Consider the following 23486-nt stretch of genomic DNA (forward strand, 5'->3'; position numbering starts at 1 on the left):
TATATTAAATTATTTAAAATATTTATATAATATTTTTTATATATAATTTTTTTAAAAGCATTTTGCAAATATAAAGATTTTTTTTAAATGTTTGATTGTGTTAATTTTTCTGAAAAATATGATTTTTCAGCTATAATAAAAATTAAAATTTTGAAGGAGAACTTAATGGAACAAATTCGCCATGATATGAATGAAAAATTACTCAAAAGCGTCGAAACCTTACCACCACTTCCAGAAACTATCCATAAATTAAAAAAATATATAGATGAAGAAAGAACAAATATCCAAACAGATAAAGTCGCTCAAATCATACAAGCTGATCCTTTGGTTACAGCAAAGCTTTTACAGCTTGCAAATTCTCCCTTTTATGGTTTTTCAAGGGAAGTTAAAACCATCAATCAAGTTGTGACTTTGTTTGGGATTAATAATATTAAAAATATCATTTTGGCAGACTCTATAAGAAGTAATTTTACCATCGATGTTTCTCCTTATGGACTTGATACTCAAAAATTTATCCAGACTTGCAATGAAGAAGCCGGTTTTATTTCAGAATGGCTTTTAGAAGAAGATAAGCAGCTTTCTTATTTGCTTGTGCCTTGTGCTATGCTTTTAAGACTTGGAATGATTATTTTTTCTAATTTTCTCATTCAAAATCATAAGGATAAGGAATTTTTAGAAACTTTAAAACAAAATAATTTTCGCGATATTACAATGATAGAAAATCAATTTTTGGGCGTTGATCATTTGTCTTTTTTGGGATTTTTATTTTATCGTTGGGATTTTGATGAAATTTTAATTGAGAGCATTTGTTTTGCTAATACCCCACATTCTGCTTCAGATGAAATTAAAAAAAATGCTTATGCATTAGCTGCAGTAAATTGTATTTTTGCACCTTATAACGGAGGTTCGGTTTTTAATTCTAAAAAAGCAATTTCTTTACTTAAAGAAGCCAATGGGCAAGGAATGAATTTTAATATTGATCATTTCATTGCTAAACTTCCGCAATTTGCAAAAGTAAATCTTAATAGCACTGATGATGAAATTTAGTTTTGATGTTATCAACCATACTTCCACCAAATGAATTTTTGGATGATTATGTTTTAAATATTCAATTTTACAAGCTTGCAGGAATTTCTAAAAATGCTTATAAATTTTGGAAAAATGCACAAGTGGCGAAATATCAAGGAACTAGAACGATTTTTTTGCATAAAAATTATATTTTGAGTAAATATCAAGATATTGTAAAACAATGTGCAAATTTAAATGGTTATGTTTTGGCAAGTGCTTTTTGCTCATTTACTACACTTGCGCCTTCTCATTTGGTTGAGAGTAATAATTCACAAATTTATCAGCTTTTAGACATTCAAGAAATATGTGGGATAAAATTTGTTAATCTTAAGGCATTTTATGATTTTTTAGGGCTTGAATACGATAAATATATTTATATAGAAAAATGCCATTTTTTTAGTCCAACTCCATTTGAAAAACGCATTAAAATCACTGACAGTATGTGTGTGGGGTATTATTAAAGTATCTAAAAGAAGAAAGCGAGAAAATCTCGCTTTTATAGTTTAAGCTAAAGCTTTTTTTGCAGCTTCTGCGATTTTTGCAAAAGCAATAGCATCATTCATAGCTAAATCTGCTAAAATTTTTCTATCAAGTTCAATACCTGCTTTTTTAAGCCCATTAATGAATTTAGAATAACTTAAATCATTTAGCCTGCAAGCAGCATTGATACGCACGATCCAAAGACGGCGAAAATCTCTTTTTTTGCGGCGTCTATCACGATACGCATAAACGAGACTTCTTTCTAATTGTTCTTTTGCTTTTCTAAAATGTTTGCGGCGTCCACTATAAAAACCACGTGCTAACTTTAGAACTTTTTTATGTCTGCGGCGTCTTACAACACCTGTTTTTACTCTTGCCATTTTTATTTCCTTTCATAAAGTGGCGTCCAAATTTGGAGCTTGCCCTTAAAAACTTTAAAATTTAAGGGGAGTTTGAATGACTTTGTCAAAAACTTAAATTCCTAGCATTTTTTCAACAGCTTTTATATTTGTGCTATGCACATATTTAGCTGTGCGAAGATCACGCATTCTTTTTGCAGGTTTTTTAGTCAAAATATGGCTTCTAAAAGCAGAGCCTCTTTTGATTTTATTTTTACCCACTTTGAAGCGTTTAACTGCGCTTTTAACGCTTTTCATCTTTGGCATACGCTTTCCTTTCGGATAAATTTTAAATTTTTTCAAAAAGAAAAGCTAAATACTAGCAAATTTTTGCTTTTTAAATTCTGAATTTAAGATGTTATTTTTGGCACAACTTTTGCTTATAGCTTGAAAGCAATATTTTTGAAAAAAAAGAGTGAATATTTTATGATTTTAGAAGCAAAAAATTCTTATACAAATTTAAATTCTATTAATTTTGCACAAAATTATAATTTTAGCAGCCAAAACAAACAAAATCAAGTGGAGCAAACATCTGATTTTATTATTCATAATTATAAAATCACTTATGCAAGCGAATTTGGTTTTCGAACTGATGAAAATGGAATTTTTGATAAAGATTTAAATAAAATTTCTCAAATTCCGCAAAGCTATGATTTGGATATAAAGAGTGTTAGACTTATTTCTAAAGAACTTTTAAAGCAAGATGAAATGCTCAATTATAATAAAATTGATCTTCCTCAAATTTTAAATCATTATTATTCTAGCTTAAAAGCTTTAAATTCTGAATTTGAACAAAATGGCGAGCAGTATTTAACTCGTGAGCAAATTTCTTCTTTAGTGCAAGGTTTTTCAACTCAAGATGGGATGCAAAATTCTGAAATTAAGCGAATTTATAATGATTTAAATGAGTTAAAAACAGCACTTAAACAAACCAGAAATCTTAATGTATTAAATTTGGATAATAAAATCATTAATTTTAATTTTGATTCAGCTATTAACAATACAGCCGATAATAATTTTATCAAGCCTTACTTGTCAAAAAATTCTAGTGTTGCCAAATCAGGTCTTTTTTTAAATTTTATTTATCAAGATTTAAAAAGTCAAAATGAAAATAAAGCAAATTTTTTTATGAATCCTGTTGAATTAAGTCTTAACGCACATAAAGATTTTTATAATTTACTTGACAATAAAAATTCTTTCGAAGAATTTATCAAGGAACAAAATAAGGAAAAAATGAGCTTTGATCTTTATCTTTATGTTAATGGTGTGGATAAAAATAGTGTTGCTGATGATAAGCTTGCTTTATTATTTCAACAATATGTTAATTATCAACATAATATTAATTTACAAGATTTTGCAAATTCAAGCTCCATTTTTGGACTTTATATGCAAGAATCTTTGGAAAATTTTTCTCAAATCAAGCAAGAATATTCCACTCAAAATGATGAAGAAAAACTTATTAAAGCTAATGAAAATAAAAGTCAAGCGATGGATTATTTTTTAAATCACAGAAAAAAACAAGCAGGGTTAAATAAAATTTTAAATTCTTATCTTCAAGCTATGGCATAAAACTTAAGTTTTTTGTATTATAATTTTTAAACTTATTTTTATATTTTTTTGTTATTATCCCCAAAAAAAGATAAAAAATATCCTAATTAAGGATAAGTTAAGGAATTAAAGTGAAAGTATATTTAGACAATAACGCAACAACCATGCTTGATCCTAATGCTTACGAGTTAATGTTGCCTTTTTTGAAAGATATGTATGGCAATCCAAATAGCCTTCATCAATGGGGAAGTGCAACGCACCCTGCTTTAAGAGAAGCAATGGATAAGCTTTATGCTGGGCTTGGAGCAAATGACTTAGATGATATAGTTATAACCTCCTGTGCGACTGAAAGTATTAACTGGGTACTTAAGGGTGTTTATTTTGATCATATTTTAAACAAAGATCGTAATGAAGTTATCATTTCAAGTGTAGAACACCCTGCAGTAACTGCGGCGGCTTATTTTTTAAAAAGCCTTGGAGTAAAAGTCATAGAGCTTCCTGTCAATGAAGAAGGAATTTCAACCCCACAAGATTTAAGAGAAGTTATAAGCAATAAAACTGCACTTGTAAGTGTAATGTGGGCAAACAATGAAACCGGAATGATTTTCAATATAAAAGAAATGGCAGAAATTGCTCACGAATTTGGCGCACTTTTTCACACAGATGCTACCCAAGCTGTTGGAAAAATCAAAGTGAATTTAAGCCAAGTGGGTGTGGATTTTGCCTCATTTTCGGCTCATAAATTCCACGGACCAAAAGGCGTAGGTGGGCTTTTCATTAAAAAAGGCTTAAAACTCACTCCGCTTTTACACGGTGGAGAGCATATGGGCGGTAGAAGAAGTGGGACTTTAAATGTGCCTTATATCGTAGCAATGGGCGAAGCTTTGCGTATCGCAAATACTATGCTCGAATTTGAAGATTCTCATATACGCCGTTTAAGGGATAAATTAGAAGATCAAATTTTAGCTTTACCTGATACAACAGTGGTGGGGAAAAGAGAGCACCGCGTACCAAATACAATTTTGGCAAGTATTAAAGGCGTAGAAGGCGAAGCAATGCTTTGGGATTTAAACAAAAATGGCATTGCAGCAAGCACAGGATCAGCTTGTGCAAGTGAGGCATTAGAAAGCAATCCTATCATGGAAGCAATCGGCGCACAAAGCGATTTGGCTCATACAGCTTTAAGACTTTCTTTATCGCGTTTTAATACAGAAGATGAGATTGATTATGCAGCAAAACAAATCAAAGCTGCGACAGAGCGTTTAAGGGCAATTTCTTGTACTTACGCTTATAATCCAAATAATTACAAATAATAAGGAAAAAATATGGCAAAAAATAATTTAATAGGTGGTTCCATTTGGGATGAATACTCACAAAAGGTTCAAGATAGAATGAATAATCCACAACATATGGGAGAATTTACCGAAGAAGATGCTAAAAATCGCAACGCTAAGCTTATAGTAGCTGATTTTGGTGCAGAAAGTTGTGGTGATGCGGTAAGACTTTTTTGGCTTGTGGATGAAAAAACCGATAAAATCATCGATGCGAAATTTAAAAGCTTTGGTTGTGGCACTGCTATAGCAAGTAGCGATACAATGGTTGATCTTTGTATAGGAAAAACGGTAGATGAAGCGGTAAAAATTACTAATTTAGATGTAGAATTTGCGATGCGTGATAACCCTGAAACTCCAGCCGTTCCACCACAAAAAATGCATTGTTCTGTTATGGCTTATGATGTAATTAAACAAGCTGCAGCACATTATAAAGGTGTTGATCCAGAACATTTTGAAGATGAAATTATGGTTTGTGAGTGTGCTAGAGTAAGCCTTGGAACAATTAAAGAAGTAATAAGACTAAATGATTTACACACAGTAGAAGAAATCACTCAATACACTAAAGCAGGGGCTTTTTGTAAATCTTGTGTTAAGCCTGGCGGACATGAAAAAAGAGATTATTATCTTGTAGATATTTTGGCACAAACTAGGGCTGAAATGGATAAAGAAAAACTTAAAAATGCAAGTAAAAACGATGTAGCTTTTGATGAGATGACTTTAGTAGGTCAGTTAAAGGCGGTAGAGACAGTTTTAGATGCTGAAATTCGCCCTATGCTTCATGGAGACGGTGGGGATTTAGAGGTTATTGATATACAAAAGGCTGAAGGTGCGGCAATTGATATATATATCCGATATCTTGGTGCTTGTAGTGGGTGTTCTAGTGGAAGCGGTGCGACACTTTATGCTATTGAAACTGTCTTACAAGAAGAACTTAGCCCTAATATCCGTGTGATGCCTGTTTGATTTTTTGATTTAATTTAAATTGAGTAAAAATTCACCGGAAAGCTACCGGTGAATTGAAGATTAAATAATTTTTAGCTTTTTAAATACAGCCAACCAAGTTTTTAATTTCTTAGCTTGTTTTTCAAGTTCAGCTTTCATTTCTTCTTTTGGAATTTCTTTACCATCTTTGATGATACCTTCATTTTTCTCTTGTAGAACATTAGCTACAAATTCAACCCAATCTTTTTCTTTGTCTTTTAGAGTTGAAGCATAAACAAACATAAGATCAAGTTGATTTAATGAAATTGCTTCTCCTGTTACTGGACTGATAAGGTGATTAATAAATCCAAAAGTTTCTGTACTTCTTTCAAGGATATATTTATTAAGCTTTTGAGTATGGTTTTGTGCTTTTTCTATAGTTGCCTCATCTTGTGCAAGTTTGATATAGTCTTTTGAGCTAAGTGCAATTAAAGCTTCAAGAAGTTCAATTAAGTTTACTTCTCTTTTTAGAGTTTTTTCCAAACTTACTTTGATATCTTTAAGCAATTTAGGTTCATTATCTTGAAGTATTTCAAATAATGGAGTGTAGAAGTCTTTATTAAGATCCAAAGTACCTTTATAAGTTTGAATGCTATAATTTGCTTCGGATAATGGAATGGTAAGCACAATTCTTAAATCAAGCATTTCTCTTTCCCATTCAGCATCATTAAGTCTTACGGCACCTTTTACCCAATAATCTGATCTTAAATTGTTAGCAAAAATTAAATCTTTTAACATTTCGTAAAGCTCTTGATTATAAGCTACTTTTGCTAATAATTCTCTTTCTTCTTTAGAAAGTTGGATATTTGTTAAATGATCGTTAAAATTTGCATAAGATGCAAAATTAAGTTTCGCGTTATTTCCAAGTTCTTTTGATATTTCCAAGAAATCAAAAGCATATTGATGCTCATTTAAAAGTTCGTGAGCAAGATAGTTATCATCCATTCTTTGTAAAGTTTGAAGCATTCCTATAACTCTTGGGCTTTTAATAACTTCTGTTGATGGAAGAGAAACCAGTTCGCTAACAAAATTAAGTCCTTCTCTAGCTCTAATCGAACTTGCTTTTCCGCCAGCTGTTAGATTGGTTGAATACGCTCTTAATAAATTTCTAAAAGGAGTTACAGAACCCCATCCTGCTTGGCAATTATAGCTAATGTAGCAAACTCCGCCTATTGATAAGTTTTTGTGAATGAAAGCAGTAATTTGCTCTCTAACTTTTGGAGAAACCCAGCTATAAATTCCATGTAAAGCGATGAAGTCAAATTTAGGCAAATCATCTCTTTGAAGCAATTCTTCAAAAGAATCATCGAAAATATTGACAGAAGCTCCTGAAATATCGGCCATATTTTTTGCAAAAGCCGCTTGAGAAGGATTAAAGTCTGTTCCGTACCAATTTACATTTGTGCTTGCAGCATTAAAGTTAAGACTAATACCTTGACCAAAACCTAATTCGCAAGCATTTTCTATTTTTGGTGGTAAAAGTTTATGTGCTAAAAAGCAAAGTTTAATCCTAAGTGGATTAAGCATTTTACAGTATCCTCTAGTGTAGTTGATATCTGTTACATATCCTTGATTCCAATTCATAATCATTCCTTTTTGAATAAAATCTACGCTCAAAAGTATAACCAATAAGAAATTAAACATAAATAAAATAATTTTCTTTTTTATTTTTGATTTATTTTATATCTTTTTTATATCTTTTTTATATCTTTTTTATTAGAATGCTTTATTTGCAGCTTTTTAAGGAGTTTATGCCTATGAGAAAAAAACTTTTTGGTATGATAATTTTTGTTTTAATTTTATTATATTTCATACAAATTTATTTTATGGGTTTGATGAATGAAAAAATTGTCACGCAAATACTTAATGAAAAGCGTTTTTTTCAAGTTCAAAATATAAATTATCAAAAAGGTTTTTTTAATTCTCATTTAGAATTTGATATTTTTTTAAAACAGGAAGAATTTGATTTTTTAAGTCCAAATTTAGAAAATTATCCCTTACATATGAAATTAGAAATTTCACATAATATCTTTTCTAAAAATACTTTTTTAGGTGTTTTAGAAAATACTTCTAAAGATTTTGAAGCTATTTTAGAGGATAATATAATTGCGAAAATTAATGCTAAATTTTTTCCTTTTATGAAAAATGATATTTTGATTTCTCTTCCAAGTATTGATTTTTCAGATGATATGGCGGTTTTAAAGCTTGATAAAATGGATATTGTAATAAATTTAGATGAAACTAAAATCTATACATTAGGACTTAAAATTAATAAATTACAATTTTCAAGCAATCAAGATGATATTATTTTAACTGATTTATCCTATGATGAAAAATTTAAAGAAGGTATCGAAATTAATAATTTTGGTAAAGATTTAAAATTTGGAAATTCAAGTTTATCTTTAAAGCAAATACAGATACAAAAGAGTAAGATAGAGGATTTGCTCATTAGTTTTTCTAGTAGTAAAAATGATATCAGTGCGCCGACTTTTGATTTAAATTTGGATTTAAAAATAAAAAGTTTGATACTTAAAAATGATATTTTTCCTATGTTTGAAGGAAATTTTCAAAATATATTTTTAAATTTGGAAATTGATAAAATTTCAAAAAAAGCTTATGAAGATTTTATTATGCAAAAAACTATGGATATAAAGGTTTTGATCCGCGAATTTTTGTCTTTTAATCCTTTTGTTAAACTTAATAATTTCAGCTTTTCTAAAAATGAGAATAAATTCATATCAAAGGCGGATGCAAAATTAAGTTTAGATGGTTATAAGGTCAATGTTCATGCACAAAGTGATGTTGGGGTGGGAGAATTTTTCCCTATTTTAAATTTAACTGAAGGATTTTTTATCGAAAAAGATGGGAAATTTTATCTTGATCTAAAGGCTAATACTATGATTAGAGGTGAAGAGAGTATGGAACTTAATGGCAAAAGCTATGCTTTGGAAGGTTTGGTGATTGATTGATGAGTTTGGCTTTAGAATTTCGGCCTAAAAATTTAAACGAAATTTTAGGACAATATGAACTCGTTGAGGTTTTTAAAAAATTCATTACCATGCAAAAACTGCCACATAGTTTGTTTTATGGCGTGGCAGGCTCTGGAAAAACGAGTTTTGCAAGGGCGGTAGCTAAGGAATTTGGCTTAGATTTTTTTGAATTCGATGGAGGTAATTTTAAGCTTGAAGAATTAAGAAAGATTTTGGATAATTACAAAAATAGTCTTTACAAGCCCCTAATTTTCATCGATGAGATTCATCGTCTTAGCAAAACTCAGCAAGAAATGCTTTTGATTCCTATGGAAAATTATCGATGTATTATTATAGGTGCAAGCACCGAAAATCCTTATTTTGTTTTAAGTTCTGGCATTAGAAGTCGTTCTATGCTTTTTGAATTTTTGCCTTTGGGAGCAAAGGAATTAGAGATTTTACTTTCAAGAGTGCAAGAAAAATTAAAATTTGAGCTTGAAGATGAGGCTAGGAATTTTTTGCTTAAAAGTTCTGATGCTAGGGCAATGTTAAATTTATTGGAATTTGCTTTGGTTTTGGATAAACAAAATATTACTTTGGCAAATTTAAAAAAACTTCGCAATGGGGTAAATAGCGAGGGTGTGAGTTCTAAAGATACGCATTATCTTTTAGCAAGTGCGATGATAAAAAGTCTTAGGGGAAGTGATGTGGATGCGGCGATTTATTATCTTGCAAGGCTGATTGATGGGGGAGAGAGTGCTGATTTCATCGCTAGGCGTTTGGTGATTTTTGCAAGTGAAGATGTGGGAAATGCTGATCCTAATGCCTTAAATTTAGCGGTTTCAACCCTAAATGCGGTAAAAAATATAGGCTATCCTGAAGCAAGAATTATACTTGCACAATGCGTGGTGTATTTAGCCGGTGCGGTTAAATCAAATTCAAGCTATATGGCTATTAATGATGCGCTTAGTTTTGTCAAAAACAATCCACCGCTTGAAATACCAAATTATCTAAACAACAATCACATAGAAAGGAAAAACTATCTTTATCCCCATGATTTTGGTGGTTGGGTAGAGCAAAAATATCTTAGTAGGGATTTGAAATTTTATCATAGCGATGGTTTGGGTGATGAAAAAAGGCTTTTGGAAAATTTAAATAAAATGAAAAATTGTTTTAAGAGATGAAATTATCTCTTAAAATTTAAAAATGGTAATTTGCCTCAAGTCTAACTGTATTTTTGTCCCCGTTTTCATATTTAGCATCGGTACTTACATAAGAATACCAAGCTTCAAAAGAGAGTTTTGGCGAGTATTGATAACTTGCTCTTGCAACGGCTTCCATTTTCTCACCTCCTCTATAACGAAGAGTAGTTAAATCGCTGCTTTTTGTTCCGCCATAAACAAAATCAGCACCCAAGCGAAAGCTTTCATTGAAAGTGTATCCAGCACTTATAAAACCGAAAATATTTCTTCCCACATCGCCATTTAACTTAGAGCCATCGGTATAAAAAATTTCTTCTCCGCCAAGATCTAAATTGCCTTTATCTTCAAGAACTTGTATCGTTAATGCTTTATCATCACCATAATACACGCCACCTAAACTTGCATCCCAGCCATAAACTTCGATAGAGCCTTTGAGCACAAAAAGATTTCCATCATCAAAACCAAGATGATCTTTTAGGGAATTATCAATGTGATTACCAAGATAAGCACCTTCTAATTTCCAATTTACATGATTAAATAATAAAGTATCATAGCTTATATCGGCAGCATAAAATAAAGCATTATCATTTAAATACGAAAGCCAAATTTGTGAATTTAAAGAACCTTCGCCTAATTTATAACTTCCTAAGGCTGCCACGCCGTAGAGATTTTCTCCAAATAAATCAGCTAAAATTTTGCCATTCGCATTAAAAACAGCGTGTCCATCATTCCATAAATCACCTTCTTGCTCATCGATACCAAAACTATCAAAGACAAAAGCACTTAAGGTAAGTCCATCAAAGCTATTATTAAACACCTTAATACCTGTTCCAACTAGACCATCGATGCTATTATCTGTCCAAATGGTGTTAAGCTGTTGCTTACCAGCGATTATGCTTGTAGCAAGGTTTTCATTGGTGTAAGTTAAGTATAACTGACGCACATTTAAAGTATCCTGCGTACTGCTTACGCTATTTGCTCCAAAACCACCATCTTTTGCGGTATAACTAAGTTGGATAAAAGCTTTGAAATTATCTGCTATACTAGCACCAAAATTTATTTGTGCTTTGTAGTTATGAGTTTGTTTATCTTTGATATAGCCTGCGCCAACTTCGTCAGTAAAACCTCTTGTGTAATCCCCGCTAGCACTATCATAGCGATATCTTAAAACCCCAGATATATCAACATCTTTTATAGCTTCTTCTAAAGGCAGGGCGTAAGAATTTGTAAATAAAACCAAAGTGGCACATAAACTAAGTTTCAATTTTTTCATATTTTTCCTTGTTTTTTAAATTTTCTGATTATATGAAAATAAACTTAAAAATTTGTAAATTTTTGATTTTTATTATCATTTATTGAATTTTAAATTTTCAAAATTTTCTCTTAAGTCTAGGTATATTTTTAAATAAAACTTGACATACCCATCCCCATCAATTTAGGTTAAATTTGTTTTCCTACTGTTTGTTTATCAAGTTTTTTTGAAAGATAAAGATCTACTATAGGCTGTTCTCTGCGATTAGCTCTTTTGCAATGATCTTTTTGAAAAAAATCAGTCAGTTTTATAACAAATTTTGCCCATTTTTTGTGGCGATTGCGCCAAGCATGAGATGAGATAGACTCACAAGCATAGCCATTGAAAATCGTTGCATTGACAAAATGATCTAAAGCTCTTACTCCTTGTCTTACGCGTTTAACGCTTCCAAAAGTTCCAACGATAACAATGAGTAAATATCCAAGTATTGCTAAAGGTACTAAGGCACAAAGTAAAATTGTTCCAGCTAATCTTTCTTTCATTGCGACTTTCTTTTGGTAAATTTTATACGCATACCGTTGGCTGATCTTATGGTTAAGCGACCGATGATATCAGGGACAAAACCCTCTTCAAGTTCAAGTTTATATGCTCTTAAAATATTTGCTAAAATCAAAATCGCTTCTTGCATTGCAAAGCCTTGTCCTATACAAATTCTCTCACCCATGCCAAAAGGCATATAAGTATCTTTTTTGATATTATTTTTATCTCCGTGTCTTGTAGGATCAAAGCCATTTGGATTTTTCCAAAACTGTTCATGTCTGTGTATTAGCCAAGGTGCTACAACGACACCAGAGCCTTGTGCTACTATTTTGTCACGTATTTTGGTTTCTTTTTTGGCTTCTCTTGCGAAAAATCCTACTGGCGGATAGAGTCTTAGGGATTCTTTGAAAATGCAAGTAAGGTATTTGAAATTTTTTAGATCTTGAATTTTGAATTTTTCTTGGCCAGTAATTTGTATAATTTCTTCATAAGCTTTTTCTTGGTGCTCTGGAAAAAGACTTAAAAGATAAAGTGTCCAAGTTAAAGAACTTGCTGTAGTTTCATGACCGGCTAAAAAAAGCATAGCAACTTGATCTAGAATTTCTTCAAAAGAAAAACGCTCATTGGTATCTGCATCAATAACTTCAAGTAAAGAAGAAAGAATATCTGAATACCCTTCATGCTTACCGTTGCTCACGGCATCATAACGAGGCTTTATGATATCTGATAAAACTTGGCGTATGAGTGCAGCTGATTTTAATCTTTTTCTCTCACCTAAAATATAAGAAAGCCACTCAGGAAAGCGAAACATTTTCCTCATTGCGGTTTTTACAGTTTCTTCTTGCACGCTAACAAAGGCTTCTAAAACTTCTCTTCCTTTAATTTCATCAAGCTTGGCAGACATTATAGTTCTAAAAATCACATCAGCAGTGACAAAAGTCATATATTCATCTACTTCGATGATGCTTTTATCAGGGTATTTTTCAAATTTTTGCATTAAATCTTGTACTGCATCACTCATCAAATCAAAAACTTTAGAAATCCTTGTCATCTCAAAAGAAGGTCTTAAAAGCTCTCTTTGCTTTTCCCAAACTCTGCCATTTGTAGTAAAAATACTCTCGCCAAGCAAAGGGCTTAGAAGTCTATGAAGCAATTCGCTTTTTGGAAAATCCCTTACTTCATCTACCATAATGCGTCTAACTTCTTTAGGGTCATTTACAACATAAAGATCAAAATTTGGCATTTTGACTCTACCCATTTGCATTTTGTAGCTGCGTTCATATAAACCATCAAGCCAAGATCTGCGTTTAAGTAAGAAGGTTAGAAGTGTAGAAGCTTTATTTTTATAGGGTTTAGGATGAAAAGGACATGGCATGATAACTCCTATTTAATCTTTTCTTCAAGCATTTTTTCTCCTGCAACGAAATCAAAAAAATCATAATCGCCTTTGATTTCATTGGCAAAAAGATATAAAAAATGCGCTTGATATTTATTTCTTTTTATTTTTTTATAATTTTCTTTTTTATATAAGGTATGGAATTTTGGGGATAAAAACTTAGGATAGGTAAAAATTTTATCTTCTTTTACCCCACTTGTTTTTATAAAATCAACTCCAGCAAAACAAGCTCCATCAATTATCGAGCCAAAATCATACCATAAAATTTTATCTTGTTTTATCAAAAATTTTAAATCTTGTCTGAAATTTTCAGATATTTTTTGATAACTTACCAAAGGAATGCACTCTCCTAAAGTTAAAACTTTCAAAGAGTGAAATTTAACATTTTCTTTTAAACACTTTTTAACAAGCAAGGCTAAAACTTTAACGCAAAGTATAGTTCCAACGCTATGGGCGCATAAAATTAACTCATAATTTTTTGTATTTTGATTGTTTTTTAAAGTGTTAAAAATAGTATCTGCAAATTCATTCATTCTAAGATCTAGCACCCCTTGTCTGCGTTTTTCCCAATTAGCACAAAAAGAACAAATTCGCGAAATCCAAAAGGCGCCGATTTTTTTGCCAAATTCAAATAGTATTTTAATGCTAAAATAAAAAAGTGCAATGAAAATAAAACTTGCAAATATCAAGCTTAAGGAATTAAAATCCATTAAAAATCTTACCCCATAAAACCCAAATGCACTAATGAAAAAAGTGAGTAAAAAAGAAAAAAGCACATAAAAAAAAGGGTAATATCCAGTGATAAGCTGATAAATAGACTCTTTACCAAATTTAATAAAAAGTCCTGTAATGGTATAAATTCGAAAAAAACTCCACCAATCTTTTAGCGCATCGAGTAAATTTTCAGACCAGTTTTTTTTAACGACATCATTCCAAGCTAGAAAAGTATAAGTTGTGTTTGAATTTGGGGTTGAAATTTTCCATGTGGGGTATTTTTTTATTTCGGCTTTACTTGTTTGATATGTGAAAGATGAGATTTTATTTTGCTCATTAATATTTTTTTTAAACATAGAAAAATAATGTCTATAGCCTCTAGGATCATATCCAGCTATATAAAAAGTATCACGAGTTATATTCATAAAACACCATTGTTTAAGATAAAAATTTTCAAAAATGCTACCTAAGCAAGATTATTTTGTCAAGCGTTTTTTTTGAATTTTAAAAAATGTTTTTATAAAAATTTCCATTGATTTGATTTATTTTTAAGAGATATTGTTTGAAGTTATGTTGAATTTTTGGATTTGGTTTATAAGCATGTGCTTCTTTCCAAAAAGAATGAAGTTTTTTAGGATAGCTTAAACCTTCTATATCGTAAAATGCTTTTCCACAAACCTTAGTCGGACAACCTTCTAAAATAGCACTAAGACCTACTGTTGAATTTATGGTAATGCAGCCTAGCGCATTTTTTAAAAGACGTGGTAGATAGCTATCATGTACATATAAAATTCTTCCTTCAACACGGTATTTTTCACTGAGTTCGGTGATTAATTTAGCGTAATTTCTATAACCACGATCCATAGGATGATGCTTAAAAATCAAATAAGACTTTGCTCTTGCGTGATTTGCAAAAGAAAGTATGGTTTCTTCAATGAAATCTTCAATGCTTTTTTGATAATGAAATAAAATTTGCGTGTCATTATAAACTTGCAAAATGGCAAGAAAATACTTTTTTTCTAAATTTGCAATTTTATTGTTTAATTTTTTTTCGCTGATTTTATAATAATATTTTCTAATTAAAGAACGCAACCAAATCAAGCATTCTAAAGGATTTAGCGTGCGATGGTGGAGTTTGTTGTTGAAAAATGGTGCAAGTAAAAAAGAAAAAAGCCAATATAAAAACGCGTAAAAACCCATAAATTTGAACGCACCTGGAATTTCTTTGATTTTTAAATCGTCATTGAAATGATTATAGAGATAAAATTCTTTATTTCTAGGAATTTGCGAATTTGCATTGACTCCGTTTTTTTCAAAAGTAATGCAATATGGTCTAAGATAGCCTTCTTCAAAAATCCAAATTTCGATATTTAATTTTTTAGCCACCCCAATAGCTGTGCTATGAACAAAACGACAATCATTATACATAATAATGGCTTGAGTATTGTGTTGTTTAAAGAAATTTTCATAAAACAAAGCCAAATTTTCTTTAGAACCTTTATATTTTTTTCCTTTTGGATAGAAAATGAAATCCCCGCCTGTGAAGTTAATCTTGCTGACTTTAGCATTATATTTTTGCAATCTTTTAGAAAGGTGGGTAAAAAAATTACCTATGGGACCTTGTAAAAGAGTTACGTTTTTATTGCTTAATTCTTTTTCTATTTTTTCATTAAAATTCATCTTAAGTTATCTTTAAATTCATTATAGTTTCATTTAAAATAATTTTTGTATTTTATCTCAATTTAACTTCAATTCGTATAAATTTTTAATGATTTAAAATATAGAAACTTTTAGAATTTTCTTTGTTTTTATTGAAAAAAAGATATAATAAAGCTTTTTTGGAAGATTAGCGTATCTGGTGATCGCCACTGACTTCAAATCAGATGAAAGGGTAGCTGGCTATTCTTTGGGGAGTTCGATTCTCTCATCTTCTCGCCGTAAAATCGTGTTTTAGCTTAGTTTTAAGTTTTCTTTGTAAAATAAGCGTGATTCATAAAATGGAGATAAATAAATGAGTAAAGCAGATATTGTCGTCGGAATTCAATGGGGTGATGAAGGCAAAGGTAAAGTTGTAGATAAATTATGTGAAAATTATGATTTTGTATGTCGTAGTGCGGGTGGGCATAATGCAGGGCATACTATTTGGGTAAATGGAATTCGTTACGCACTTCACTTAATGCCAAGTGGGGTTTTGCATCCAAGATGTATAAATGTTATAGGTAATGGCGTTGTGGTATCACCTGAAGTTTTGATTGCCGAAATGGCACAATTTGAGAATTTAAAAGGAAGATTATATATCAGCGATAGAGCGCATTTAAATTTGGCGCATCATTCTTTAATAGACATTGCAAAAGAAAAATTAAAAGGCGATAAAGCCATTGGTACAACAGGTAAGGGTATAGGACCTTCTTATGCTGATAAAATTAATCGCGTAGGACACAGAGTGGGTGAGCTTTTAGAGCCTGAGAGATTATGCGAGAATTTATTTAAAGATTTTGAAGAAAATAAAATTTTATTTTCTATTTTGGAGATTGATATTCCTGAATACGAAAGCTTATTGAAAGATTTAAAGCGTTTTAGTGAAATTTTAAGTCCTTATATTACAGATACCACAAGAATGCTATGGAAAGCTTTGGATGAAGATAAGAGAATTTTACTTGAAGGCGCACAAGGTTCTATGCTAGATATTGATCATGGGACTTATCCTTATGTTACAAGTTCTAATACTATTTCAGCTGGAGCTTTAACAGGACTTGGATTAAATCCTAAGGAAATTGGCGAAGTTATAGGCATAGTAAAAGCTTATACGACCCGCGTAGGCAATGGTGCTTTTCCAACGGAAGATAAAGGCGAGTATGGCGAAAAAATTGCACAGATTGGCAAAGAAATTGGCGTTAGTACAGGCAGAAAAAGGCGTTGTGGTTGGTATGATGCCGTAGCGGTGAAATATACTGCAAGACTTAACGGACTTGATAGCCTATCTTTAATGAAACTTGATGTTTTAGATGGCTTTGAGAAAGTGAAAATTTGTCGAGCTTATGAATACAAAGGAGAAGAAATTACTTATATACCAAGTGATTTGGAAAATGTAAAGCCAATTTATGAAGAAATGGATGGGTGGGACAAAGTTTTTGGTATAAGAGATTATGATTTGTTGCCTGAAAATGCAAAGAAATATATCAAGCGTTTAGAAGAGTTAAGTGGCGTAAAAGTCAAATATATTTCTACAAGCCCTGAAAGAGATGATACTATTGTTTTATGAAAACAAAATATGAAACGGTATTAAAAGTTAAAAAACGACAATTGGATAATGCTGAAAATAATTTAAACAAAGCAAGGGCAAGGCAAATGGAACATGAGAAGGCTTATGTGCTTGCTAAACAAGAGTGTGAGCAATTTAGCTTGCCAAAATCTGGCAGTATTGAACTTTTAAAATCAAATTTAACAATTATTGATATTGCAAGAAGTGTTAAGAATGAGGCTTTGCGAAAGGTGGAATTGTCTAAAAAAGAAATGGTGCACTATCAACATCTTTATAAAAAGGCGCATTTAGATTATGAAAAAATGAAATATTTGCAAAGTGAAGAACTCAAAAAAATTCAAATTCAACTCAAAAAAAGTGAAGAAAAATTTATAGATGAATTGGCTGTTAGTAGGTATTTTATGGAGAAGATAAATGATTAAAAAATTTTGTGTTTTTTTAGCGTTGTGCGGGGTAATTTTAGGGGCAAATGAACAAGAATGTCAATTATATTTTGAAGCTAAAAAAGCTGAACTTGCAGCACAAATAAAAGAATTTGATGAAGCAAAACAGGCTTTAGAAGCTTATAGGGCATCTTTTGAAGCTTTGCAAAAAGAAAAGTCGGATTATTTGTTAAATAAAGAAAAAGAATTAAATGCTACTTTAGCTCAGATACAAAGCTTAAAAGATGAAAATCAAAGATTATTAGCTCAACAAGAACAAATTTTAAAATCTATCAATGAAAAAACCACAGGGCGCATTAAAGAAATTTATTCTCAGATGAAAGATGTAGCTATCGCAGATGTATTAAGTCAAATGGATAATGAAGAGGCTTCAAAAATTATGTTTTCTTTAGAACCACGAAAAATTTCAGGTGTGCTTTCAAAAATGGATCCTAAAAAGGCTGGAGAATTAACTTTAGTGCTTAAAAATTTTGAAGATGAGGCAAAAGATAAGAATATAACTTCGCCTTGAAAAATTTTAAATAATTTTTGTTATGAATTTTGTAATTTAACCCTTATTTTATCAAAAATGAGATAAGATTTGTGAATTTATAAAGAAAGGTTAAAAATGCGTATCAAATTACCCCATGTGCCTTATATTTGCAATAAAATAGTTTTAGATATGGTAAATTCTTCTTTCATAGAAATCAAAGATAATATTGATAATTTAAACAAAAGTGCAAGAGAAATTTTAGAGCAGGATTTAGCGCAAGAAAGAAAGCTTGATGAGAAAGCCAAAGAACTTTTGCAAGAACAAGAAGAAGAAATGGAATTGATGCAAGTTGATAGAAAAAATATGTTTTGGCTTGTGAAGAAAAAACTTGCTCCAGATTTTGGTGTGATTTTAAATTCTGAAGATCGCTATAATAATTTAGCGCATAAAATTTTAGAGAATTTTGTAGAAAATGATTATATTAATTTCAATGTATCAGAAAATAGAGTAAAAAATCTTATTTTTTTAAGCATTGAAAGCTATCTTAAAATTTATGAAGATTTAGAAGATGAGGTATTGGAAAAAATTTTAAATTACAAGAAAAAGCTTATTCCAGGATCTGAGGAATACGAACTTGTATTCGAAAAACTTTATCAAGAAGAGCTTAGAAAAAAAGGTATGCTATGAAAGTTTTCATTTACTTAGAAAATGACATTTTTCTTAGTGCTGATGCATTTGGAGAAGAAGGAACTTTTTTTGGTGAATTGGTTTTTAATACTTCATTAACTGGTTATCAAGAAATCATTTCAGATCCTTCTTATGCTGGACAATTTATTGTTTTTTCTATGCCAGAAATTGGCATTGTAGGGACAAATGATGATGACAATGAAAGCAAGGAAGTTTTTGCAAGCGGCGTTTTGATGCGTGAATTAAATGATAATTTTTCAAATTTTAGAGCCAAAGAAAGTTTAAGCACTTATCTTAAAAAGCACCAAAAAATAGGGGTTTATAATATTGATACAAGGTTTTTAGTCAAAATGATAAGAGATTGTGGAAATTTAAGAGCGGTTATTTCTACTGAAATTTCAAGCAAAGAAGAATTAAAAGAAAGATTATTAAAGAGTGCGAAAATTGATGAGGTTAATTATGTTGCAAAAGTAAGTACTAAAAAGTCTTATATCCACAAACAAAGCGTTTGGGACGAAAAAAGTCAAAATTACGCAAGTGTTAAAAAAAGTGCTAAAAAAGTTGCCGTGATAGATTATGGTGTGAAGAGAAATATTTTAAATGAATTAGTAAATGTAGGCTTTGAAGTTGAAGTTTTTCCTTATAATACCAAAGCAGATTTATTAATTTCATTATACAAAGAAGGAAAAATTCACGGTGTTTTTCTTTCTAATGGTCCAGGAGAGCCAAGAATTTTAAAACAAGAAATTGCAGAGATTAAGAAATTAGCTCAAGCTAAAATTCCTATGCTGGGAATTTGTTTAGGCCATCAGCTTTTAAGCAATGCCTTTGGTTATGAAACTTATAAAATGAAATTTGGTCAACATGGAGCCAATCATCCTGTTTTGAACCAGATTACAAAACAAGTTGAAATCACAGCACAAAATCATAATTATAATGTCCCAGAGGAGCTTTGCGAAGTGGCTTTAATCACTCATAGAAATTTATTTGGTGATAATGTTGAAGGGGTTAAATATAAAGACTATCCTATTATTTCGGTACAGCATCATCCAGAAAGCTCATCAGGTCCTCATGAAAGCAAATATATTTTTAAGGAATTCATGGCTTTATTATGAGTTTGGATATTTTAACCATCATAAGCACAGCGTTATTATCAAGTTTTGGTCATTGTTATTCAATGTGCGGAGGCTTTGCTTTGGCTTTTAATCGTTCAAACTCAGGAGCAAAAAATTTATTTTTACTTAATCTCAGTTATCATAGTGCTAGAATTTTAGCCTATGTTTGCTTGGGAATTTTATTTGGAATTTTTGGGGGTTTATTGGCTTTTACTCCTTTGACAAAATCTTTATTAATGTTTGTTTTGGGCTTATTTATGATTATTTTGGCTTTTTCTTTATTTTTTAGAACAAAATTGCTTTACGCTTTGGAGAATAATTTTATATTTGATTTTTATATTAAAAAAATAATGAAAAAATACATTAAATTTAAGGGATTTAAGGCCGCGTTTATTTTGGGTTTTTTAAATGGTTTTGTGCCTTGTGGTCTAGTGTATTTTTTTCTGGCAAGTGCAATGAGCAGAGCCAATGTATATGAAGCAGTGCTAATTATGTTAGTATTTGGTGTTTCTACTTTACCCGCTATGATGCTTTTATCAAGTTTAATAGAAATGATTAATATGACTTATAAAAAAATATTTAATAATTTATCTTATATTATTATATTATTATATGGATTTTATCTTTGTTATTTAGGATTTTTATATTTATAATTTAAAGTGATAAGGGTATTAATGAAAACGAATTTTAAAAAATTAAGCTTATTAATCGTTGAGGATGAAGAAAGCATTAGAGAAACGCTGATTGATGCTTTAAAGCCATATTTTTTAAAAATTTTGATCGCACAAAATGGCAATGAGGGTTTAAAAAAATTTAAAAAATTTAAACCCAATTTGGTACTTTCGGATATTAGTATGCCTATTATGAACGGTTTGGATATGGCAAAAGAAATCAAAAGCATTTCAAAAGAAGTGCCTATTGTTATTATGTCAGCTTTTTCTGAGAAGGATAGGCTTTTAAAAGCTATTGATGTTGGTGTAGATAAATACCTAATAAAACCCGTAGATATTAAGGAATTGTTACAAATTTTTACATTATTAGCGGATAGCAAAATAGAACCTTCTAGTATTGTGGTTATTTCCAAGCATTATCGTTTTGATAAAATTAAAAAAATTCTATTAAAAGACAATCAAGAGATTAATTTAACAAAAAAAGAATTTGCCTTTATTGATTTACTTACCGAGCAGCCTGGAGTTTTAGTGTCTCATGAGAGTATTAAAAAAAATATTTGGGCAGATGAGTGTGTGAGTAATGCGGCAATTAGAACTTTTATAAAACGAATTCGTGATAAAACAGATGATAAATTTATTAAAAATATTCCAGGTTTGGGCTATAAGATTAGTCTTGATAATTTAGGATAAGAAATACCTTAAAATATAAAAAATAACAAACGATTAACAAAAATGTTATTTTTAAGAAAAATTCTATAATTATTATTTTATAATATTAGCTTGTTAATTCCAAAATAAGGAGAGGAAATGCACCCAGGTAATGCATTAAACTACGACTATACGGTTGCTAAATACTTTATGTTTGCTACCATATTGTTTGGTATTATAGGTATGGCCATTGGCACGCTTATAGCCTTTCAACTTGCGTATCCAGATTTAAACTATTTAGCTGGTGAGTACGGAACTTTTTCAAGACTTAGACCGCTTCATACTTCAGGTGTGATTTTTGGTTTTATGCTTTCAGGAATTTGGGCTACTTGGTATTATATAGGCCAACGCGTTTTAAAAGTAAGCATGGCAGAGTCATCATTTTTGATGGCTATAGGAAAAATTCACTTTTGGCTCTATATGATCACAATGATTTTGGCTGTGATTTCTTTGTTTATAGGAGTTAGCACCTCAAAGGAGTATGCAGAGCTTGAATGGCCTTTAGATATACTTGTAGTTCTTGTATGGATTTTATGGGGTATAAGTATTTTTGGACTCATTGGAATTCGTCGTGAAAAAACTTTGTATATTTCGCTTTGGTATTATATAGCTACATTTTTAGGTATAGCCATGCTTTATCTTTTTAATAATATGTCTGTTCCGACTTATTTTGTAAGCGGTATGGGAAATTGGTGGCATAGTGTATCAATGTATGCAGGAACCAATGACGCTTTGGTGCAATGGTGGTATGGACATAATGCAGTTGCATTTGTATTCACCGTAGGTATTATTGCTCAAATTTATTATTTTCTTCCAAAAGAAAGTGGACAACCAATTTTTTCTTATAAACTTTCCTTATTTGCATTTTGGGGTTTAATGTTTGTTTATCTTTGGGCAGGTGGACACCATTTGATTTACTCGACTGTGCCTGATTGGATGCAAACAATGGGTTCTGTTTTTTCAATTGTGCTTATTTTGCCTTCTTGGGGTTCAGCTATTAATATTTTACTTACTATGAAAGGTGAGTGGAGTCAATTAAGAGAAAGTCCATTGATTAAATTTATGATTTTGGCATCAACTTTTTATATGTTCTCAACTCTTGAAGGACCAATTCTTTCTATTAAGTCTGTAAATGCTCTAGCTCACTTTACGGATTGGATTCCAGGGCATGTGCATGATGGAACTCTTGGTTGGGTTGGTTTTATGACTATGGCAGCGCTTTATCATATGACTCCTAGAATGTTTAAAAGAGAGCTTTATAGTAAATCATTAATGGAAGCACAATTTTGGATTCAAACTACAGGTATAGTGCTTTATTTTGCATCTATGTGGATTGCAGGAATCACTCAAGGTATGATGTGGAGAGCTACAGATGAATACGGAACTCTTCTTTATACTTTCATAGATACGGTTACGGCTATTGTTCCTTATTATTGGATTAGAGCAATTGGTGGCTTGTTATATCTTGTAGGCTTTTTTATGTTTACTTATAATATTTATAAATCAATTGCTAATGGAAAAGTACTTGACAAAGAACCACAAAGTGCTTCACCTATGGCAGCATAAGGAGAGAAAATGTTTAGTTGGTTAGAAAAAAATCCATTCTTTTTCGCGGTAGCAGTTTTTGTTGTGATTGCTTATGCAGGTATTGTTGAAGTTTTGCCAGATTTTGCAAATAATGCAAGACCGCTTGAAAGTAAAAAGCCTTATACTGTTTTACAGCTTGCGGGACGCCAAGTTTATATTAAAGATAGTTGCAATGCTTGTCATTCTCAGCTTATTCGTCCTTTTAAATCAGAGACTGATAGATATGGAATGTATTCTGTAAGTGGTGAATTTGCTTATGATAGACCATTTTTATGGGGTTCAAAAAGAACAGGTCCTGATTTAGCACGTGTAGGAAATTATAGGACAGCTGATTGGCATGAAAATCATATGTGGGATCCAACTTCTGTAGTTCCAGCATCGGTAATGCCCGCTTACAAACACATGTTTAGCAATAACGCTGATATTAAAACCGCCTATGCCGAGGCATTGACTGTAAAGAAAGTGTTTAATGTTCCTTATGATGTTGAAGGACAAACCAAACTTGGCACTTGGGAGGAAGCTAGCGAGGAAGTAAGAGCTGAAGCACAAGCCATTGTTGATCAAATGAAAAATCAAGAAGTAAAAGATGCTTTTGCTAGAGGTGAAATTAAAGAAATTGTTGCTTTAATTGCTTATTTAAATAGCTTAAAGTAGGATTT

The 23486-nt window shown here is 31.0% G+C and carries 24 protein-coding genes and 1 tRNA gene; 17 read left to right on the forward strand and 8 right to left on the reverse strand.

What is annotated here, in order from left to right:
- Window positions 1-174 precede the first annotated feature (174 nt).
- Together ELQ16_RS00170 and ELQ16_RS00175 are read left to right on the forward strand one after the other, a co-directional pair.
- Window positions 175-1047 carry an HDOD domain-containing protein gene (locus ELQ16_RS00170; protein ID WP_134237741.1) on the forward strand — a complete coding sequence of 291 codons (873 nt, stop codon included), beginning with the start codon at window positions 175-177 and terminating at the stop codon, window positions 1045-1047.
- Window positions 1048-1049: 2 nt separating this feature from the next.
- The gene (locus ELQ16_RS00175; RefSeq protein WP_134237565.1) at window positions 1050-1529 is read left to right on the forward strand and encodes a cysteine permease; all 480 of its coding nucleotides are present in this window, start codon (window positions 1050-1052) and stop codon (window positions 1527-1529) included.
- 42 nt (window positions 1530-1571) lie between these two features.
- Here ELQ16_RS00175 and rplT read toward each other — a convergent pair whose 3' ends face one another.
- The gene (gene rplT, locus ELQ16_RS00180) at window positions 1572-1928 is read right to left on the reverse strand and encodes a 50S ribosomal protein L20 (protein WP_134237566.1); all 357 of its coding nucleotides are present in this window, start codon (window positions 1926-1928) and stop codon (window positions 1572-1574) included.
- Window positions 1929-2021: 93 nt separating this feature from the next.
- On the reverse strand, window positions 2022-2213 hold the full coding sequence (rpmI, locus tag ELQ16_RS00185; RefSeq protein ID WP_002862434.1) for a 50S ribosomal protein L35: 192 nt from the start codon (window positions 2211-2213) through the stop codon (window positions 2022-2024).
- A gap of 159 nt (window positions 2214-2372) precedes the next feature.
- On the opposite strand from rpmI, the gene ELQ16_RS00190 reads away from it, so the two are divergent.
- From ELQ16_RS00190 to ELQ16_RS00200, 3 genes are all read left to right on the forward strand, one after another.
- Window positions 2373-3515, forward strand: a complete 1143-nt coding sequence (locus ELQ16_RS00190) for a hypothetical protein (RefSeq protein ID WP_134237742.1) — start codon at window positions 2373-2375, stop codon at window positions 3513-3515.
- A gap of 110 nt (window positions 3516-3625) precedes the next feature.
- Window positions 3626-4807 (forward strand): NifS family cysteine desulfurase, encoded by a 1182-nt coding sequence (locus ELQ16_RS00195; protein ID WP_134237567.1) that lies wholly within the window; start codon window positions 3626-3628, stop codon window positions 4805-4807.
- Between the two features lie 12 nt (window positions 4808-4819).
- Window positions 4820-5791, forward strand: coding sequence for an iron-sulfur cluster assembly scaffold protein (locus ELQ16_RS00200; RefSeq protein ID WP_134237568.1), 972 nt, complete (start codon window positions 4820-4822; stop codon window positions 5789-5791).
- A 60-nt stretch (window positions 5792-5851) separates the two neighbouring features.
- Here ELQ16_RS00200 and ELQ16_RS00205 read toward each other — a convergent pair whose 3' ends face one another.
- Window positions 5852-7393 carry a class I SAM-dependent methyltransferase gene (locus tag ELQ16_RS00205; protein WP_166739631.1) on the reverse strand — a complete coding sequence of 514 codons (1542 nt, stop codon included), beginning with the start codon at window positions 7391-7393 and terminating at the stop codon, window positions 5852-5854.
- 173 nt (window positions 7394-7566) lie between these two features.
- Here ELQ16_RS00205 and ELQ16_RS00210 point away from each other — a divergent pair, with 173 nt between their 5' ends.
- The gene (locus ELQ16_RS00210) at window positions 7567-8778 is read left to right on the forward strand and encodes a DUF945 family protein (protein ID WP_134237570.1); all 1212 of its coding nucleotides are present in this window, start codon (window positions 7567-7569) and stop codon (window positions 8776-8778) included.
- Window positions 8778-9962, forward strand: coding sequence for a replication-associated recombination protein A (locus ELQ16_RS00215; protein WP_134237571.1), 1185 nt, complete (start codon window positions 8778-8780; stop codon window positions 9960-9962). Before ELQ16_RS00210 ends, ELQ16_RS00215 begins: the two co-directional genes overlap by 1 nt.
- Window positions 9963-9978: 16 nt before the next feature.
- Here ELQ16_RS00215 and ELQ16_RS00220 read toward each other — a convergent pair whose 3' ends face one another.
- The 5 genes from ELQ16_RS00220 to ELQ16_RS00240 all read right to left on the reverse strand — a co-directional run bounded on the left by ELQ16_RS00220 (window position 9979) and on the right by ELQ16_RS00240 (window position 15562).
- A complete protein-coding gene (locus ELQ16_RS00220) occupies window positions 9979-11253 on the reverse strand; it encodes a major outer membrane protein (RefSeq protein ID WP_134237572.1) in 1275 nt (424 codons plus the stop codon).
- Window positions 11254-11420: 167 nt separating this feature from the next.
- Window positions 11421-11774, reverse strand: coding sequence for a hypothetical protein (locus tag ELQ16_RS00225; protein WP_134237573.1), 354 nt, complete (start codon window positions 11772-11774; stop codon window positions 11421-11423).
- Window positions 11771-13150: a cytochrome P450 gene (locus tag ELQ16_RS00230; protein WP_134237574.1), complete on the reverse strand. Its 1380-nt coding sequence runs from the start codon at window positions 13148-13150 to the stop codon at window positions 11771-11773. The genes ELQ16_RS00225 and ELQ16_RS00230 overlap by 4 nt, the downstream gene beginning before the upstream one ends.
- Before the next feature lie 5 nt (window positions 13151-13155).
- Complete coding sequence (locus ELQ16_RS00235) at window positions 13156-14301, reverse strand: DUF829 domain-containing protein (RefSeq protein ID WP_134237743.1); 1146 nt, start codon at window positions 14299-14301, stop codon at window positions 13156-13158.
- 85 nt (window positions 14302-14386) lie between these two features.
- Window positions 14387-15562, reverse strand: coding sequence for a capsule biosynthesis protein (locus tag ELQ16_RS00240; protein WP_134237575.1), 1176 nt, complete (start codon window positions 15560-15562; stop codon window positions 14387-14389).
- A 160-nt stretch (window positions 15563-15722) separates the two neighbouring features.
- Between ELQ16_RS00240 and ELQ16_RS00245 the strand changes: the two genes are divergently transcribed.
- The 10 genes from ELQ16_RS00245 to ccoO all read left to right on the forward strand — a co-directional run bounded on the left by ELQ16_RS00245 (window position 15723) and on the right by ccoO (window position 23481).
- Window positions 15723-15817: transfer RNA gene (locus ELQ16_RS00245), tRNA-Sec, on the forward strand.
- Window positions 15818-15893: 76 nt separating this feature from the next.
- On the forward strand, window positions 15894-17144 hold the full coding sequence (locus ELQ16_RS00250; protein ID WP_134237576.1) for an adenylosuccinate synthase: 1251 nt from the start codon (window positions 15894-15896) through the stop codon (window positions 17142-17144).
- Entirely contained in the window at window positions 17141-17566 is a 426-nt protein-coding gene (locus ELQ16_RS00255; protein ID WP_134237577.1) for a flagellar export protein FliJ, read from the forward strand. Before ELQ16_RS00250 ends, ELQ16_RS00255 begins: the two co-directional genes overlap by 4 nt.
- Window positions 17559-18098: a MotE family protein gene (locus tag ELQ16_RS00260; protein ID WP_134237578.1), complete on the forward strand. Its 540-nt coding sequence runs from the start codon at window positions 17559-17561 to the stop codon at window positions 18096-18098. Before ELQ16_RS00255 ends, ELQ16_RS00260 begins: the two co-directional genes overlap by 8 nt.
- A 96-nt stretch (window positions 18099-18194) precedes the next feature.
- The gene (locus tag ELQ16_RS00265) at window positions 18195-18746 is read left to right on the forward strand and encodes a DUF507 family protein (protein WP_134237579.1); all 552 of its coding nucleotides are present in this window, start codon (window positions 18195-18197) and stop codon (window positions 18744-18746) included.
- Window positions 18743-19861, forward strand: a complete 1119-nt coding sequence (gene carA, locus ELQ16_RS00270) for a glutamine-hydrolyzing carbamoyl-phosphate synthase small subunit (protein WP_134237580.1) — start codon at window positions 18743-18745, stop codon at window positions 19859-19861. The genes ELQ16_RS00265 and carA overlap by 4 nt, the downstream gene beginning before the upstream one ends.
- Window positions 19858-20514: a sulfite exporter TauE/SafE family protein gene (locus tag ELQ16_RS00275; RefSeq protein ID WP_134237581.1), complete on the forward strand. Its 657-nt coding sequence runs from the start codon at window positions 19858-19860 to the stop codon at window positions 20512-20514. Before carA ends, ELQ16_RS00275 begins: the two co-directional genes overlap by 4 nt.
- A 21-nt stretch (window positions 20515-20535) precedes the next feature.
- Window positions 20536-21222, forward strand: coding sequence for a response regulator transcription factor (locus ELQ16_RS00280; RefSeq protein ID WP_134237582.1), 687 nt, complete (start codon window positions 20536-20538; stop codon window positions 21220-21222).
- 117 nt (window positions 21223-21339) lie between these two features.
- Window positions 21340-22806 carry a cytochrome-c oxidase, cbb3-type subunit I gene (gene ccoN, locus ELQ16_RS00285; RefSeq protein WP_134237583.1) on the forward strand — a complete coding sequence of 489 codons (1467 nt, stop codon included), beginning with the start codon at window positions 21340-21342 and terminating at the stop codon, window positions 22804-22806.
- 9 nt (window positions 22807-22815) lie between these two features.
- A complete protein-coding gene (gene ccoO / locus ELQ16_RS00290) occupies window positions 22816-23481 on the forward strand; it encodes a cytochrome-c oxidase, cbb3-type subunit II (RefSeq protein WP_134237584.1) in 666 nt (221 codons plus the stop codon).
- Window positions 23482-23486: the final 5 nt, after the last annotated feature.

The organism is Campylobacter sp. US33a (genome assembly GCF_004378855.1).
Taxonomy (GTDB): domain Bacteria; phylum Campylobacterota; class Campylobacteria; order Campylobacterales; family Campylobacteraceae; genus Campylobacter_D.

Bases quoted from the DNA above. Each gene is read 5' to 3' on its own strand.
- ELQ16_RS00190 (WP_134237742.1), top strand. From the start codon at position 2,373: ATGATTTTAGAAGCAAAAAATTCTTATACAAATTTAAATTCTATTAAT.
- ELQ16_RS00265 (WP_134237579.1), top strand. From the start codon at position 18,195: ATGCGTATCAAATTACCCCATGTGCCTTATATTTGCAATAAAATAGTT.
- ELQ16_RS00210 (WP_134237570.1), top strand. From the start codon at position 7,567: ATGAGAAAAAAACTTTTTGGTATGATAATTTTTGTTTTAATTTTATTA.
- ELQ16_RS00225 (WP_134237573.1), bottom strand. From the start codon at position 11,774: ATGAAAGAAAGATTAGCTGGAACAATTTTACTTTGTGCCTTAGTACCT.
- ELQ16_RS00220 (WP_134237572.1), bottom strand. From the start codon at position 11,253: ATGAAAAAATTGAAACTTAGTTTATGTGCCACTTTGGTTTTATTTACA.
- ELQ16_RS00275 (WP_134237581.1), top strand. From the start codon at position 19,858: ATGAGTTTGGATATTTTAACCATCATAAGCACAGCGTTATTATCAAGT.
- ELQ16_RS00215 (WP_134237571.1), top strand. From the start codon at position 8,778: ATGAGTTTGGCTTTAGAATTTCGGCCTAAAAATTTAAACGAAATTTTA.
- carA (WP_134237580.1), top strand. From the start codon at position 18,743: ATGAAAGTTTTCATTTACTTAGAAAATGACATTTTTCTTAGTGCTGAT.
- ELQ16_RS00260 (WP_134237578.1), top strand. From the start codon at position 17,559: ATGATTAAAAAATTTTGTGTTTTTTTAGCGTTGTGCGGGGTAATTTTA.
- ELQ16_RS00280 (WP_134237582.1), top strand. From the start codon at position 20,536: ATGAAAACGAATTTTAAAAAATTAAGCTTATTAATCGTTGAGGATGAA.
- ccoN (WP_134237583.1), top strand. From the start codon at position 21,340: ATGCACCCAGGTAATGCATTAAACTACGACTATACGGTTGCTAAATAC.
- ELQ16_RS00200 (WP_134237568.1), top strand. From the start codon at position 4,820: ATGGCAAAAAATAATTTAATAGGTGGTTCCATTTGGGATGAATACTCA.
- ccoO (WP_134237584.1), top strand. From the start codon at position 22,816: ATGTTTAGTTGGTTAGAAAAAAATCCATTCTTTTTCGCGGTAGCAGTT.
- rplT (WP_134237566.1), bottom strand. From the start codon at position 1,928: ATGGCAAGAGTAAAAACAGGTGTTGTAAGACGCCGCAGACATAAAAAA.
- rpmI (WP_002862434.1), bottom strand. From the start codon at position 2,213: ATGCCAAAGATGAAAAGCGTTAAAAGCGCAGTTAAACGCTTCAAAGTG.
- ELQ16_RS00205 (WP_166739631.1), bottom strand. From the start codon at position 7,393: ATGAATTGGAATCAAGGATATGTAACAGATATCAACTACACTAGAGGA.
- ELQ16_RS00240 (WP_134237575.1), bottom strand. From the start codon at position 15,562: ATGAATTTTAATGAAAAAATAGAAAAAGAATTAAGCAATAAAAACGTA.
- ELQ16_RS00255 (WP_134237577.1), top strand. From the start codon at position 17,141: ATGAAAACAAAATATGAAACGGTATTAAAAGTTAAAAAACGACAATTG.
- ELQ16_RS00250 (WP_134237576.1), top strand. From the start codon at position 15,894: ATGAGTAAAGCAGATATTGTCGTCGGAATTCAATGGGGTGATGAAGGC.